Genomic DNA, 14,823 nt, shown 5'->3' with positions numbered 1-14,823 from the left:
CAACGGAAGAGCCCATCGTGGCTGCAGGTAGACTCAGCGGGGGAGTACGCTAGACCCCATCAGCGCCTCGTCGATCGCGCGCGCTGCCTGGCGGCCTTCGCGGATCGCCCACACCACCAGCGACTGGCCGCGACGGACGTCGCCCGCGGCATAGAGCCTGTCTATGCTGGTTCTGTAGTCGCGGTCGTCGGCCTCGACGTTGCGCGAGCGGCGGCTGTCGGTGACCATTTTTATCTCGCCGTCCAGCTCCTTCATCACGCTGTCGTTCGCCGGACCGGCAAAGCCGATGGCGATGAAGGCGAGATCGGCGCGGATGACGAACTCGGTGCCGGCGATCGGCTTGCGTTTCTCATCGACCTCGCAGCAGCGGACGCCGGTCAGCTGTCCGTCCTCGCCGATGAATTCGAGGGTCGCCACCTGGAATTCGCGCTCCGCGCCCTCGGCCTGCGAGGAAGACGTGCGCATCTTCGTCGCCCAGTAAGGCCAAACGGCGAGCTTGTCTTCCTTCTCCGGCGGCTGCGGACGGATGTCGAGCTGCGTCACGCGCACCGCGCCTTGCCGGAAGGCGGTGCCGATGCAGTCGGACGCGGTGTCGCCGCCGCCGACGACGACGACATGCTGGCCGCCGGCGATGATCGGATGTGACGGCCAGGCCACCGATTGGATCGGCTCGCCGCCGACGCGGCGGTTCTGCTGCACGAGATACGGCATGGCATCATAGACACCGCTGAGATCGTCGCCCGGAATGTTGGCCGGGCGCGGCGTTTCCGAGCCGCCGCAATAGAGCACGGCGTCGTGCTCGGCGAGGAGCTCGGCAACCGGCTTGTCGACGCCGACATTGACGCCGCAATGGAAACTCACGCCCTCGCCCTGCATCTGCTCGATGCGGCGATCGATGTAATGCTTCTCGATCTTGAAGTCGGGAATGCCGTAGCGCATCAGCCCGCCCGGCCGGCTCTCGCGCTCATAGACATGCACATCGTGGCCGGCGCGGCCGAGCTGCTGGGCGGCGGCCATGCCGGCCGGCCCGGAGCCGATGACGGCAACCCGCTTGCCGGTCTTCTTTTCCGGCGGGTAGGGCCGGATGTGGCCGGTTTCATAGGCCTTGTCGGCGATCGCCTGCTCGACCGTCTTGATGGCGACCGGAATGTCCTCGAGGTTCAGCGTGCAGGCTTCCTCGCAAGGCGCCGGGCAGATGCGGCCGGTGAACTCCGGGAAATTGTTGGTCGAATGCAGGTTGCGGATCGCGCTGTCCCAGTCGCCATTGTAGACGAGGTCGTTCCAGTCCGGGATCTGGTTGTGGATCGGGCAGCCGGTCGGCCCATGGCAAAACGGGATGCCGCAATCCATGCAGCGCGCGGCCTGTTTCTCGACCTCCTTGTCCGACATCGGCAGCGTGAATTCGCGGAAATGCCGGATGCGATCCGAGGCAGGCTGGTACTTCTGCACCTGCCGGTCGATTTCGAGAAACCCTGTTACCTTGCCCATAGTCCAGTCCCTGCTGTCCGAAGGCGCGCTCGCAAGTCTAGCTTGTCGGCGCACCCGTTAACCTCATAAGGACGCCGTGGCAACCTTGGTCCGAGGTCAGGATTGTTGGTGAGGATGCCGGCCGGGCGTCTCCTCGGCCGTGCCCAAAGCCTATTCCGCCGCCACGCTCATGCGCATGCGCTCCATCTCGATCAGCGCGCGGCGATACTCGACCGGCATGATTTTCCGGAATTTCGGCCGGAAGCTTGCCCAATTGTCGAGGATCTCGCGGCCGCGCACCGAGCCCGTGTAATGGACGTGGTTCGAGATCAGCTGATAGAGCCGCTCCTCGTCATGGCTTGTCATGTCTCCGGAGACGTCGACGCGTCCCTTATGGTCGAGGTCGCCGCCATGATGGAGCAGCTTCTCCATCAGGTCGTCCTCTTCCGGAACGGGCTCCAGCTCGACCATCGCCATGTTGCAGCGTTCGGCGAAATCGCCCTTCTCGTCGAGCACATAGGCGACGCCGCCCGACATGCCGGCGGCGAAGTTGCGGCCCGTTTTGCCGATGACCACGACGATGCCGCCGGTCATGTATTCGCAGCCATGGTCGCCGACGCCTTCGACGACGGCAACGACGCCGGAATTGCGCACCGCGAAGCGCTCGCCGGCGACCCCGGCGAAATAGGCCTCGCCCTCGGTCGCGCCGTAGAGCACCGTGTTGCCGACGATGATCGAGTCGGCCGCGACGATCTTGGCCTCTTCCGGCGGCCGGATGACGATGCGGCCGCCCGACAGGCCTTTGCCGACATAATCGTTGCCGGCGCCGACCAGCTCGAAGGAAACGCCGCGCGCGAGAAACGCACCGAAAGACTGGCCGGCCGTGCCGGTGAGCTTGACCTGGATCGTGTCCTCGCGCAGGCCTTTGTGCTTGAAGCGCTTGGCGACTTCGCCCGACAGCATCGCGCCGGCAGAGCGGTCGACATTGCGGATTGGTAGCTCGATGCTGACCGGCTGCTTGGCTTCCAGCGCCGGCTTTGCCAGCTCGATCAGCTTGCGGTCGAGCACGTCGTCGATCGGATGCTTCTGCCGCTCGGTCCAGTGCAGCGCCTCAGGCGGCGCCTCCGGCTTGAAGAACATCTTCGAGAAGTCGAGCCCGCGCGCCTTCCAGTGCTGGATCACGTCGCGCTTCTCCAGAAGGTCGGTGTCGCCGATGATCTGGTCGAGATGGGTGAAGCCCATTTCCGCAAGCAGCGCGCGCACCTCCTCCGCCACGTAGAAGAAGAAGTTGATGACATGCTCCGGCGTGCCCTTGAAGCGCTTGCGCAGCACCGGGTCCTGCGTCGCCACCCCGACCGGGCAGGTGTTCAGGTGGCACTTGCGCATCATGATGCAGCCGGCCGCAATCAGCGGCGCGGTCGAGAAGCCGAATTCGTCGGCGCCGAGCAGCGCGCCGATGATGACGTCACGGCCGGTGCGCAACCCGCCGTCGACCTGCAGCGCCACGCGGGAGCGCAGGCCGTTGAGCACCAGGGTCTGATGCGTCTCGGCGAGGCCCATTTCCCACGGGCTGCCGGCATGCTTGAGTGAGGTCAGCGGCGAAGCGCCGGTGCCGCCGTCGTAGCCGGAGATGGTGATGTGATCGGCGCGCGCCTTGGCGACGCCCGCCGCAACCGTGCCGACGCCGACCTCCGAGACCAGCTTGACCGACACATCGGCCGCCGGGTTGACGTTCTTCAGGTCGTAGATCAGCTGCGCCAGATCCTCGATCGAATAGATGTCGTGATGCGGCGGCGGCGAGATCAGGCCGACGCCGGGGGTCGAATGCCTGACCTTGGCGATGGTGGCGTCGACCTTGTGTCCGGGCAACTGACCGCCCTCGCCGGGCTTGGCGCCTTGGGCCACCTTGATCTGCATGACATCGGAATTGACCAGATATTCCGCCGTCACGCCGAACCGCCCCGACGCGACCTGCTTGATCGCCGAGCGTTCCGGATTCTTGCCGCCGCCGGGCAGCGGCAGATAGCGGTCGGCCTCTTCGCCGCCCTCGCCGGTGTTCGACTTGCCGCCGATGGCGTTCATCGCGCGCGCCAGCGTGGTGTGCGCTTCCCGGGAGATCGAACCGAAGGACATCGCCCCGGTCGAGAAGCGCTTGACGATCTCGGCCGCCGGCATGACGTCTTCGATCGCGACCTTCTTGCGGCCGGTCTCTTCCGCCAGCTTGATCTCGAACAGGCCGCGGATGGTCTGCGCTCTAGCTGTCGCGCTGTCGATCTGCGCCGAATACTCCTTGAACGTGTCCCAGGAGCCCTGGCGCACGGCATGCTGCAGGCTGGCGACCGCATCCGGCGACCACATATGCGCCTCGCCGCGCATGCGGAACATGTATTCGCCGCCGACCTCGAGATTGCTGCGCAGCACCGGGTCGTTGCCGAAGGCATCGGTATGGCGGCTGAGAGTCTCGGTCGCGATCTCGTCCAGCCCGACGCCTTCGATCAGCGTCGCGGTGCCGGTGAAATACTTCTCGACGAAGTCCGACTTGAGCCCGATGGCGTCGAAGATCTGCGCACCGCAATAGGACTGGTAGGTCGAGATGCCCATCTTGGACATCACTTTGAGGATGCCCTTGCCGATCGACTTGATGTAGCGGGAGACGACCTCGTATGCGTCGACCTCCTCCGGCAGTTCGCCGCGCCTGTGCATGTCGAGCAGCGTGTCGAAGGCGAGATAGGGGTTGATCGCCTCGGCGCCATAGCCGGCCAGGCAGCAGAAATGATGCACCTCGCGGGGCTCGCCGGATTCGACGACCAGTCCGACCGCGGTGCGCAGGCCCTTGCGGATCAGGTGATGGTGCACCGCCGCCGTCGCCAGCAAAACCGGAATGGCGATGCGGTCCGGCCCGACCTGGCGGTCGGACAGGATGATGATGTTGTAGCCGCCCGCGACCGCCGCCTCGGCGCGCTCGCAGAGCCGGTCGATGGCGCCTTGCATGCCGGCAGCGCCCTCGTTCGAACCGTAGGTGATGTCGATCGTCTTGGTGTCGAAGCGGTCCTCGGTGTGTCCGATGGAGCGGATCTTCTCGAGATCGCCGTTGGTGAGAATCGGCTGGCGCACTTCAAGCCGCTTGCGGCGCGATGTGCCGATCAGGTCGAAGATGTTCGGCCGCGGCCCGATGAAGGACACCAGGCTCATCACCAGTTCCTCACGGATCGGGTCGATCGGCGGATTGGTGACCTGAGCGAAGTTCTGCTTGAAATAGGTGTAGAGCAGCTTCGACTTGTCCGACATCGCCGAGATCGGCGTGTCGGTGCCCATCGAGCCGACCGCTTCCTGGCCGGTAGTGGCCATCGGTGCCATTAGAAGCTTCGTGTCTTCCTGTGTGTAGCCGAAGGCCTGCTGGCGATCGAGCAGGCTGACATCCTTGCGCAGCGCCCGCGGCTCGACCGGCTTCAGCTCTTCAAGAATCAACTGCGTGTTGGCGAGCCAGGTCTTGTAAGGGTGCCTGGTCGCGATCTCCGACTTGATCTCCTCGTCGGAGATGATGCGGCCCTTGGCCAGATCGATCAAAAGCATGCGGCCGGGCTGCAGCCGCCACTTCTGCACGATCTTTTCCTCCGGCACCGGCAGCACGCCGGCTTCCGAAGCCATGATGACGCGGTCGTCGTCGGTGACGATGTAGCGAGCCGGACGCAGGCCGTTGCGATCGAGCGTCGCGCCGATCTGCCGCCCGTCGGTGAAGACGACCGCCGCCGGCCCGTCCCACGGCTCCATCAGCGCGGCGTGGTATTCGTAAAACGCCTTGCGGTCGGAATCCATGAGCTTGTTGCCGGCCCAGGCTTCCGGGATCAGCATCATCATGGCGTGGCTTAAGCTATAGCCGCCCTGAAACAGGAATTCGAGCGCATTGTCGAAGCACGCCGTGTCGGACTGGCCTTCATAGGATATCGGCCACAGCTTCGAGATGTTGTTGCCGAACAGCTCGGAATCGACCGAGGCCTGACGCGCCGCCATCCAGTTGTTGTTGCCGCGCACCGTGTTGATCTCGCCGTTATGCGCGACCATGCGATAGGGATGCGCCAGCTTCCATGACGGGAAGGTGTTGGTCGAGAAGCGCTGGTGGACGAGGATCAGCGCCGTGTCGAAGCGCGGATCCTTGAGGTCCTTGTAATAGGCGCCGACTTGGTAGGCGAGGAACATGCCCTTGTAGACGATGGTGCGCGCCGACAGCGACACGCAATAGGCGCCGACATCCTTGTTGTCGTTCTCGGCATAGATGCGGCCCGAGATCACCTTGCGCAGCAGGTAGAGCCTCGCCTCGTATTCCTCGTCGTCCGGAATCTCGGCCGTGCGGCCGATGAACACCTGGCGATGGAACGGCTCGGAGGCGACAATCTCCGGCGCCTTCGACAGCGACGAATTATCGACCGGCACGTCGCGGAAGCCGATCAGCGGCAGCCCTTCGGACTGGGCCGATTCGGCGATGATGTCCTCGATATGGGCGCGAAGTGCTGCGTCCTGCGGCATGAACCAGTGGCCGACGCCATATTGGCCGGCCGGCGGCAGTTCGACGCCGTTTGCGGCCATCTCATCGCGGAAGAACCGATCCGGAATCTGCACCAGCACGCCGGCGCCGTCGCCGACCAGCGGATCGGCGCCGACAGCGCCGCGATGGGTGAGGTTTTCCAGCATCGCCAGACCGTCCTCGACGATCTGGTGCGACTTTACGCCCTTCATGTTGGCGATGAAGCCGACGCCGCAGGCGTCATGCTCGTTGCGCGGATCGTAGAGGCCCTGCGCGATCAAACCATTGGCGATGGTACCAGTTTTGACGGCTGCCGCTTTCGTCTGCGCGGCCTGGCCGTTGATCGCAGATGGCGTCAGTTCCGTCATCGTCCTGTCCTCCGTTCCGCACCCTTGGCGGTGATTTCCCTCGGGGCGCTGGTTTGCCTTGGGAAGCACGATGCTTCCCTTCGTCCTTGCTGCACGTCTCGCGAAATTCTTGCCGAACCATGCGGCCATACGCCCGGTTCGCATCCGGTATCGTACAGGCCAGAGCGGAGCCGTCTACCCGCCGCTCGCGACAATAGCCGGAATGGCAGCGATGATATGCCAGTCCAGCCTGTTTTGTGCGACAAAATAAGACAGCACTACTGTCCTAAATTTTTTATGGCAGAAATCCCGCACCTGCACAAGACCGATTCACAAAATTCTTGGGCGTGCCGCGACACAAAATTTCGCGAAGGGATCGGAAAACGCAACCTCTAGTCAGTCGTTACGGCCCGGCTGGCTTCACCGTTTTGCGAAAGATTGGCCCTTGCGCTTCGGGCGCCAAAGCAGTCAAGTCGCGCCGCTTTCTGCCAATCACAATACGGACCTCTCGATGTTCTTTGCATCCGACAACTGGGCGGGCGTTCATCCCGACATTTCGGCGAACCTCTCCCGCCACGCGGCCGGCATCGCGACCGCGTATGGCGACGGCGACTTGGACCGCACCGTCTACCATCGCTTCAGCGAGATCTTCGAGCGCGATGTTCAAGTGTTCTTCGTCGCCACCGGCACCGCGGCCAACGCCCTTTCGATGGCGGCGTTGAACCGTATCGGCGGCATCGCCCTTTGTCATTCCGAAGCGCATATGAATGTCGACGAGTTCGGAGCGATGGGCTTCTACACCGGCGGCGCTCGTACGACGCCGGTTGCGGGTCCCCTGGGGCGCATCAACCCGCAGGCTCTCGACGACGCCATCAGGCGTTATTCACAGGATCTTGCGCCGGCCGGCCAGCCGATGGCCGTGACGATCACCCAGGCGACCGAGGTGGGCACCGTCTACACCGTCGACGACGTCAAGGCGATCGCCGAGGTCAGCCGCAGGCACAAGCTGCCACTGCATATGGATGGCGCGCGCTTTGCCAATGCGATTGCCGCGACCGACGTCACGCCGGCGGAAATGACCTGGAGGAGCGGCGTCGACCTGATCTCCTTCGGCGGCACCAAGAACGGTTGCTGGATGGCCGACGCGGTGGTGATCTTCAACCCGGAAGTCGGCCGGGATCTGCGCCTGCTTCGCCAGCGCGCCGGACAGACCTTTTCCAAGGCGCGCTTCATCTCGGCGCAATTCGAAGCCTATTTCACCGACGACCTTTGGCTGAGGATGGCGCGGCATGCCAATGCGATGGCGGCACATCTCGCCGAGACGATCGAGGACGCGCCGGCGGGCAGGCTCGCCTGGCTGCCGCAGGCCAACGAAGTGTTCGCAATCTTCGACCGCGCTCTTGCCGAAAAGCTGCAGACCGCCGGCGCCAAATTCTATGAATGGGGCGTGCCGCAGGGTTTCGAAGGCCATCTCGGCGACAAGGAAGCGATCTACCGTTTCGTCGCCAGCTTCGCCACCACCACGCAAGAGATCGACCGTCTCGGCCAACTCCTCTCGCAATGATCAGGCGAGCAAAGGCCGCAGCGACAGTTCGAGGCCAAGCAGGATCAAAAACGCCAGAAAACATCGGCGAAATGTCGCCGCGTTGATTTTCTGACGCTGGATTAGTGTCACAAAAAAGCGGCGCCCTTCGGCGCCGCTTTCGTCTCGGGAGGGAGACGTTTCTTACATGGAGCCCGCGGCTTACGCGGCGGCCTTGGCCTCGATCTGCTTGGCCCTGTCCGAAGACGAGGTGATCGCGATCTTGCGCGGCTTCAGCTCTTCCGGAATGTTGCGCTTGAGGTCGACGAAGAGCAGGCCGTTCTTCAGCGTGGCGCCCTCGACCTCAACGTGGTCGGCGAGCTGGAAGCGACGCTCGAAGGCGCGCGAAGCGATGCCGCGATAGAGCAGCTCCGAACCCTCGCCATTGTTCTCTTCCTTGCGCTCACCCTTGACGGTCAGCACATTGCGGTGCGCCTCGATCGAGATCTCGTCTTCCGAGAAGCCGGCAACCGCCATCGAGATGCGATAGGCGTTCTCGCCGGTGCGCTCGATGTTATAGGGCGGATAGGTCTGCGCGCTCTCGGGCTGGCCGAGCGTATCGAGCATGGTGAACAGCCGGTCGAAACCGACGGTCGAACGATAAAGCGGGGAAAAATCAACGTGACGCATGATGTGTTCTCCTGTTGAGCAACATGGTTTGCGTTGACCCGGTACGAAACCCTCGAAAGGCGTTCCGGATAGGCCAGCGGCCCCGACGTCGGCGGCCGCAACCTCCATTTGGGAAGCGGAAAAGCCCATTTCAAGAAGTTCGCGCACCAACTTTCCCTTCGATTTTTTCGCTCGATGAACGCCAGATGAACCGAGGCTTCGGCATCCGTTCAGCCTGGGCTCGCTAGGCTGCAGTCACAATAACGGACATGCGGCGCCTCGATCGGTGCGCCGCGACGAGGCCGAACCGGGTGCAACGTCCCTTCCTCCCGGATCGACAGAGGCCGGAAGCGCGCCGCAGGCGCTTCCGGCCTTCCCTTACAGGGAAGCGCGCCAACCCGGACCCTTTGCTTTTGGCGCATGGGCGTCTATCACCGTGGCGACGCCTGGCCCGCTCGGGCAAGAAGCAATCAACGAAGCGCCGAATGACGGACCTTTTCTATCTGACTGAGGGCAACCCGCCGCCGCAGAACGCTGCCGGCGGCTTCTTCACCACCCGCGACGGCAGGAAGATCCGCTACGGCGTTTTCGCCGCCGTCGCCCGCCCGCTCCAGGGCACGGTGGTGCTGCTGACCGGCCGCAACGAGTGCATCGAGAAATATTTCGAGACCATCCGCGATCTCGCCGACCGCGGCTTCGGCGTCGCCACCCTCGACTGGCGCGGCCAGGGCGATTCCAGCCGCCTGCTGCGCGACCGGCAGCGCGGCTATGTCCGCAGCTTCCGTGACTACACCCGTGATCTCGAGCAGTTCTTCGAGGAGATCGTGCTGCCCGATTGCCGCGGTCCCTATTACATCCTCGCCCATTCGACGGGAGCAGTGATCGCGCTGCTTGCCTCGCCGTCGATGGTCAACCGGGTGCGGCGCATGGTGCTGATCGCGCCTTTCCTGGCCGTGCCCGACTTGCGGGTTTCGATCGCCACCATAAGGCGCGTCTGCGCGGTGTTCTGCGCGCTGGGCCTCGGCCGCCTCTATGCCGCCTGGGGGCCGCGCCCGAAATTGCCGACGCCCTTCGAAATGAACAAGGTGACGTCCGACCCGGAGCGCTACCGGCGCAATACCGACATTTACAGGGCCTGGCCCCACCTTGGACTCGGTGGTCCGACCATCCGCTGGCTGAAGGCCGCAGCCGCAGCCGCGGAAGCGGTCAGCGACCCCGATTTCATGGCAAGGATCCAGGTACCGACGCTGATCGTCGCCGCCGGCGCCGACCAGGTGGTCTCTACCAAGGCGGTCGAATCCTATGCCAGACGGCTTCGCGTCGGCTCTTTGTTGATGATCGACGGCGCGCATCATGAGATCCTGCAAGAGAGGGATCTCTTTCGCGAGCAGCTCCTGGCGGCCTTCGATGCTTTTGTTCCGGGAACCGGCGACGCTGCCTGATCACGGAACGACGCCGCGGATCAGCCGCGCAGCGCCGCCATTGCCGCGGCGTGCAATTCCGGCGTCGCCGCCGCCAATATGTCGCCGCCGTTTTCTGCCGGCCCGCCTTCGAAGGTGGTGACGACGCCGCCCGCCTTCTCGATGATCGGGATCAGCGCCACGATGTCGTAGGATTTCAAACCCGGATCGGCGACGATATCGACGCTGCCCGCCGCCACCATGGCGAAGGCGTAGCAGTCGGTGCCGTAGCGGGCGAGCTGCACCTGTTTCTCGAACGCGTCATAGCGGTTGCGCGCCGCGCCCTTGAACAGCGCCGGCGTGGTGGTGAACAGGGTCGCGTGCGAAAGCTCCGTCGTCTTGCGCGTCGCGAGCTTGCGCGGGCCACCCGGGCCTTCGTAATGCGAGCCGGAGGCATTGGCATAGAACAGCTCGCCGGTGAAGGGCTGCGACATCAGGCCGGCTACGGCATCGCCGTCGATCGTCAGTCCGACCAGCGTTCCCCAGACCGGCAGGCCGGAAATGAAGGCGCGTGTGCCGTCGATCGGGTCGATGACCCAGACATGCCGGCTCGAAATGTTCTCGCTGCCATGCTCCTCGCCGAGGATGCCGTGATCGGGATATTCCGCCGAGATAAGCGCCCGGATCGCCCGCTCGGCCTCGCGATCGGCCTCCGTCACCGGATCGAAGCTCTCCGCCAGCTTATTGGCGACTGCGGCCTGGCTGCGGAAGCGAGGCAAGGTCTCGGCGGCGGCGGCACGCGCGATGCGCCGCATGAAGTCGATGCTGATATCCAACCCACTCTCCCCGTTGCGGCAACCATCCGGCAGCTGCTGTCTTCTTGCCGGACCGGATCGTGAAACCGGGTCAGGCGCCCTCGCCTGTTGCCTCAAAGTCACACGTCAGGCGCCGAAACCGGATTTGCACATGATATTGAATTAAAAAAGCCTGAAGTCGATTGACATTTGTGCATCGCACAATACTTTTGTTCTCGGACAGCTTATCCTGTCCATGCCCTCCTTGGGCGTTTCCTCCCTAGACTTCGACCGTGTCGTGAAAACGATGCGGTCTTTTTTTGAGCTGCGGTTCCCAGCGCCGCCGTCATTCGGCGGCGAGCGGCAGGTCGAGGAAATGATGGCCGGGCATCGAAATCAGTTCGGCCGAAAACCGCGTCAGGTCGTCGGCTAAAGCGTCGAAGCCAGCCGATTTCTGGAATGTCCGCTCGTTCATGTAGAGCCCGCGATTGACCTCGATCTGCAGCGCGTGGAGATGACGCGCCGGCCGTCCGTAATGCTCGGTTATGAAGCCGCCGGCATAAGGCTTGTTATGCGCGACAGCGTAGCCCATTCCGGTGAGCAGGCCGATCGCCCTCTCGGTTAGAGCGGCGCTGGCGGAAATGCCGAAACGATCGCCGATGATGAAGTCCGGCCGCGCGCCATTGTCGCCGACCCGGACGCTGGCCGGCATCGAATGGCAGTCGATCAGCACGGCATAGCCGAACCTGGCGTGGGTCCTGGTCAAGAGCCGCTTCAGCGTCTCGTGATAGGGCTTGTAGACGGCCTCTATGCGTCCCACGGCCTCGGAGAGCGGCAGACGCCCGGGATAGATGTCGAGCCCCTCTCCCACCAGCTTCGGCACGGTGCCCAGCCCGCCCGCGACGCGGGCCGAACGGATATTGCAGAAGGACGGCACCGGCTCCGCGAACATGCGCGGATCGAGTTCCCACGGTTCGCGGTTGACGTCGAGATAGGCGCGCGGGAAATTTGCCGCCAGCATCGGCGCGCCGAGCGCCACGGCGCCGCCGAACAGTTCATCGACATAGCAATCCTCCGAGCGGCGTATGGCGTTGCGGTCGAGCCGCACCATGGCCAGGAAGCGCTCGGGATAATGGCGGCCGCTATGCGGCGAGTTGAACAGGAAAGCTACGCGTTGCTCGGCGCCCGATCGGATTTCGAAGGGTGGTGTGACCGAAAAATCCTCGGCTGCCGTCTTCAATTTGAACGAACCAGGACGAAGCACTGCATCATGATGCGAAACTGCCATCTTGCGCCCGGCATGTCCAGCATTTCAGCCCCGCGAAACGCACAGTCGTAGTGGTCGCGACAAGGCCAACGTTCACTTGATGTTTACCGTCTCCTCCTCATATACAGGATGGTTAACGGGCTTGCCCGGCGGCAGGCTTGGGGCGGGTGATTCGGACGGGATACGATGGCACGCATTCTTCTGGCGGAAGACGACGACGATATGCGCCGGTTCCTCGTCAAGGCGCTGGAACGCGCCGGCTACCAGGTGAGCGATTTCGACAACGGCGCCAGCGCCTATGAGCGGCTGCGCGAAGAGCCTTTTTCGCTGCTTCTGACCGACATCGTCATGCCGGAGATGGACGGCATCGAGCTTGCCCGCCGCGCCACTGAGATCGATCCGGATCTCAAGGTCATGTTCATCACCGGCTTCGCTGCCGTCGCGCTCAATCCGGATTCCAAGGCGCCCAAGGACGCCAAGGTGCTGTCGAAGCCGTTCCATCTGCGCGATCTCGTCAACGAGGTCGAGAAGATGCTTCAGGCGGCCTAAAGGGTTTTTCCGGCCGACGCATGTCGTCCAAAACGGCGCAGCGGCTGGGAAAACGACATCAACTAAACAAAAGATCTAAGCGCGTCACTCGAACCCGTTTCGACGCGACGCGCTTTAGGCTTGGCGCTTCCGCCGCTGCGGCGAAACCGAGCTTTCTTTTCTCGTTCCTGCTATTGACGCGCCGGACCAAAAATGGTGTATGCGCGGCTTCGGATGGGCGTGTAGCTCAGCGGGAGAGCACTGCATTGACATTGCAGGGGTCACAAGTTCAATCCTTGTCACGCCCACCATCCTTTCAATCACTTAGCTAACCCAATGTGCCGATTGGCACAGAAACTCCGGGTCGAAGATTTCCAACCGCGACCCCGGAACCAAAGCGGACGCGTTCCGTTGCACGCCAAATGGGGACTGGCTGCAATGGCCGAAGACGAGTTGGAAGGTTTATATAGATTCCATCAAATTGCGCGCCGAGCGGTATCGGCTTCGAGCCGAAGTCGACGCCGAACGGCAACAAGCGCGACGGATCCGTAGCGAACTGCAGTCGGCCCGAGAGCGAGCCTGGATATTCCGGCAAGGCCCAGAAGATCTCTAACGCACCGTGCAACTGATCTGACGCTCGCAAGTTAACCTTCATCGTCGGCAACTAGCAAAGGACGCCGGCGGCTGAGAGACAGCGACCGCGTTCCCGTCTGAACCAAGACCCGAGACGCGTCGTGCGAGACCGAATTCCCGACAATCCACGCCCGCGCCCTCTTCAAGCCGAGAGCGACAGGAAGCTCCTCGCCCAAACGAGAGATGTGATCAATCGTTCGAGGCAGAAGCTCATCGACACAGAACCGCAGATCGATCCGCACCGGTTGAAGCGGATTTCTCGCAAAGTCACTGGGGTCTAGACTAGACCTCGGCCTGCGGGAACATGCGCTACTGCCGATCGGTCGGCCTGATAGTCGACGACGGCGGTGCCAACCCTTCCAGCTGAATTTCGGCTGCTGCCGGTCCAAGCCCGATATCCAGGTTACGCTTTTCGCCAGCGGCAGGGGAAGCGAGAGGCATATCCTCAGACGCCCGAGACGGCGCAAAGTGCTTTCATCCTGGCGACGGCGAGGTGAGGATCGGCCAGCAACCCCGCCTGATCGGCGAGGCGGAAGACATCGGCATAGTGGCAGATGCCGCGTGCCGACTGCATGCCGCCGACCATGGTGAAGTGATCCTGGTGGCCATTCAGCCAGGCCATGAAAACGATGCCTGCCTTGTAATATTCCGTCGGGGCTTCGAAGATCTTGCGCGACAGCGGCACGGTCGGCGCCATCAGCGCGTCATAGCCGGCCCGGTCGCCCTCGGCGAGCCTGGCCAACGCGGGGTTGGCCACCGGGGCGATGGCATCGAAGATGCCGAGCAGCGCATGCGAGTGCCTCTTGCCGTCGCCCGCGATCAACTCCGGATAGTTGAAGTCGTCACCCGTGAACATCACCACGCCTTCAGGCAGGCGGTCTCGCAGCAGCACCTCCTTGCCGGCGTCGAGCAGTGATATCTTTATGCCTTCGACCTTGTCGGCGTGCCGCTCGATGATGGCGACCACGGTGTCCAAGGCGGTATCGAAATCGTTGCTGCCCCAATAGCCCTTGAGCGCCGGATCGAACATGTCGCCCAGCCAGTGCAGGATCACCTTGCCGGAGGCTTGGCTGAGGATCCGGTCGTAGACGCGGGCATAGTCGTCCGGGCCTTTGGCCGCGGCCGCCAGCGCGCGGCTTGCCATCATGATCGCCTTGCCGCCCTCGCCTTCGATGAAGGCGAACTGCTCCTCATAGGCTCGGATCACATCGTCGAGCGTCCTTGCCGCGGCCGGCGTCAGGTGGTCGGTGCCGGCGCCGGAGGCGAGATCGGCGCCTTTCACCGTGCGCGCCTCGGCGATCGAGCGCCGGATCAGTTCTTTCGCGCTCGCCCAGTCGAACCCCATGCCGCGCTGCGAGGTGTCCATCGCCTCGGCGATGCGGAAGCCGAGCCGCCACAGATGATGACGGAATGCCATGGTCTTGTCCCAGTCGACCGCCGGCCGCGACCAGGGATCGGTCATGGCGAAGGGGTTGGCGACGACATGGGCGGCGGCATAGGCGAGGCGCGGGAAATCCGCGCCGATGTTGGGCTGCGCCGGTTGGCCGACCAGCCGGTAGCCGACACGATCGCCATTCTTCGCAGGCAGGATGATGTCCATCGAAATCTCCCTTTGTGGCAGCCTATAGATGGAACGTTCCAATAAATCAAGAACCTTTATGATCCCTGCGACTG

9 protein-coding genes and 1 tRNA gene are annotated in these 14,823 nt (G+C 63.4%); 4 read left to right on the top strand and 6 right to left on the bottom strand.

Translation table 11 applies throughout. From position 1 onward, the window contains the following. Positions 1-33: 33 nt before the first annotated feature. Complete coding sequence (locus tag P9217_RS14330; protein ID WP_278087108.1) at positions 34-1,488, bottom strand: glutamate synthase subunit beta; 1,455 nt, start codon at positions 1,486-1,488, stop codon at positions 34-36. A gap of 150 nt (positions 1,489-1,638) precedes the next feature. Next, entirely contained in the window at positions 1,639-6,357 is a 4,719-nt protein-coding gene (gene gltB / locus P9217_RS14325) for a glutamate synthase large subunit (RefSeq protein ID WP_278088293.1), read from the bottom strand. 490 nt (positions 6,358-6,847) lie between these two features. On the opposite strand from gltB, the gene P9217_RS14320 reads away from it, so the two are divergent. Continuing rightward, positions 6,848-7,900, top strand: a complete 1,053-nt coding sequence (locus tag P9217_RS14320) for a low specificity L-threonine aldolase (protein ID WP_278087106.1) — start codon at positions 6,848-6,850, stop codon at positions 7,898-7,900. Between the two features lie 180 nt (positions 7,901-8,080). Here the strand turns inward: P9217_RS14320 and P9217_RS14315 are convergent, their stop codons facing one another. Next, positions 8,081-8,548 (bottom strand): Hsp20 family protein, encoded by a 468-nt coding sequence (locus tag P9217_RS14315; RefSeq protein ID WP_278087105.1) that lies wholly within the window; start codon positions 8,546-8,548, stop codon positions 8,081-8,083. Positions 8,549-9,012: 464 nt separating this feature from the next. On the opposite strand from P9217_RS14315, the gene P9217_RS14310 reads away from it, so the two are divergent. Beyond that, positions 9,013-9,969, top strand: coding sequence for an alpha/beta hydrolase (locus tag P9217_RS14310; protein WP_278087104.1), 957 nt, complete (start codon positions 9,013-9,015; stop codon positions 9,967-9,969). 20 nt (positions 9,970-9,989) lie between these two features. On the opposite strand, the gene hisN is transcribed toward P9217_RS14310, so the two are convergent. Together hisN and P9217_RS14300 are read right to left on the bottom strand one after the other, a co-directional pair. Then, positions 9,990-10,763, bottom strand: coding sequence for a histidinol-phosphatase (gene hisN, locus P9217_RS14305; RefSeq protein ID WP_278087103.1), 774 nt, complete (start codon positions 10,761-10,763; stop codon positions 9,990-9,992). A gap of 304 nt (positions 10,764-11,067) precedes the next feature. Further along, the gene (locus P9217_RS14300; RefSeq protein ID WP_067002532.1) at positions 11,068-12,009 is read right to left on the bottom strand and encodes an N-formylglutamate amidohydrolase; all 942 of its coding nucleotides are present in this window, start codon (positions 12,007-12,009) and stop codon (positions 11,068-11,070) included. A gap of 165 nt (positions 12,010-12,174) precedes the next feature. Here P9217_RS14300 and P9217_RS14295 point away from each other — a divergent pair, with 165 nt between their 5' ends. Then, positions 12,175-12,537: a response regulator gene (locus P9217_RS14295; RefSeq protein WP_006199474.1), complete on the top strand. Its 363-nt coding sequence runs from the start codon at positions 12,175-12,177 to the stop codon at positions 12,535-12,537. Positions 12,538-12,752: 215 nt separating this feature from the next. Then, positions 12,753-12,827: transfer RNA gene (locus P9217_RS14290), tRNA-Val, on the top strand. A gap of 767 nt (positions 12,828-13,594) precedes the next feature. On the opposite strand, the gene P9217_RS14285 is transcribed toward P9217_RS14290, so the two are convergent. Further along, positions 13,595-14,749 (bottom strand): dihydrodipicolinate synthase family protein, encoded by a 1,155-nt coding sequence (locus P9217_RS14285; protein ID WP_095823427.1) that lies wholly within the window; start codon positions 14,747-14,749, stop codon positions 13,595-13,597. Positions 14,750-14,823 lie beyond the last annotated feature (74 nt).

Source organism: Mesorhizobium sp. WSM4989 (genome assembly GCF_029625795.1).
In the GTDB taxonomy this organism is placed as follows: domain Bacteria; phylum Pseudomonadota; class Alphaproteobacteria; order Rhizobiales; family Rhizobiaceae; genus Mesorhizobium.
This window is presented reverse-complemented; position numbering and strand designations above follow the sequence as displayed.

Excerpts from the sequence above, each read along its gene's own strand:
- gltB (WP_278088293.1), bottom strand. The coding sequence starts at position 6,357 with ATGACGGAACTGACGCCATCTGCGATCAACGGCCAGGCCGCGCAGACG.
- P9217_RS14315 (WP_278087105.1), bottom strand. The coding sequence starts at position 8,548 with ATGCGTCACGTTGATTTTTCCCCGCTTTATCGTTCGACCGTCGGTTTC.
- P9217_RS14300 (WP_067002532.1), bottom strand. The coding sequence starts at position 12,009 with ATGGCAGTTTCGCATCATGATGCAGTGCTTCGTCCTGGTTCGTTCAAA.
- P9217_RS14320 (WP_278087106.1), top strand. The coding sequence starts at position 6,848 with ATGTTCTTTGCATCCGACAACTGGGCGGGCGTTCATCCCGACATTTCG.
- P9217_RS14295 (WP_006199474.1), top strand. The coding sequence starts at position 12,175 with ATGGCACGCATTCTTCTGGCGGAAGACGACGACGATATGCGCCGGTTC.
- P9217_RS14330 (WP_278087108.1), bottom strand. The coding sequence starts at position 1,488 with ATGGGCAAGGTAACAGGGTTTCTCGAAATCGACCGGCAGGTGCAGAAG.
- P9217_RS14285 (WP_095823427.1), bottom strand. The coding sequence starts at position 14,749 with ATGGACATCATCCTGCCTGCGAAGAATGGCGATCGTGTCGGCTACCGG.
- P9217_RS14310 (WP_278087104.1), top strand. The coding sequence starts at position 9,013 with ATGACGGACCTTTTCTATCTGACTGAGGGCAACCCGCCGCCGCAGAAC.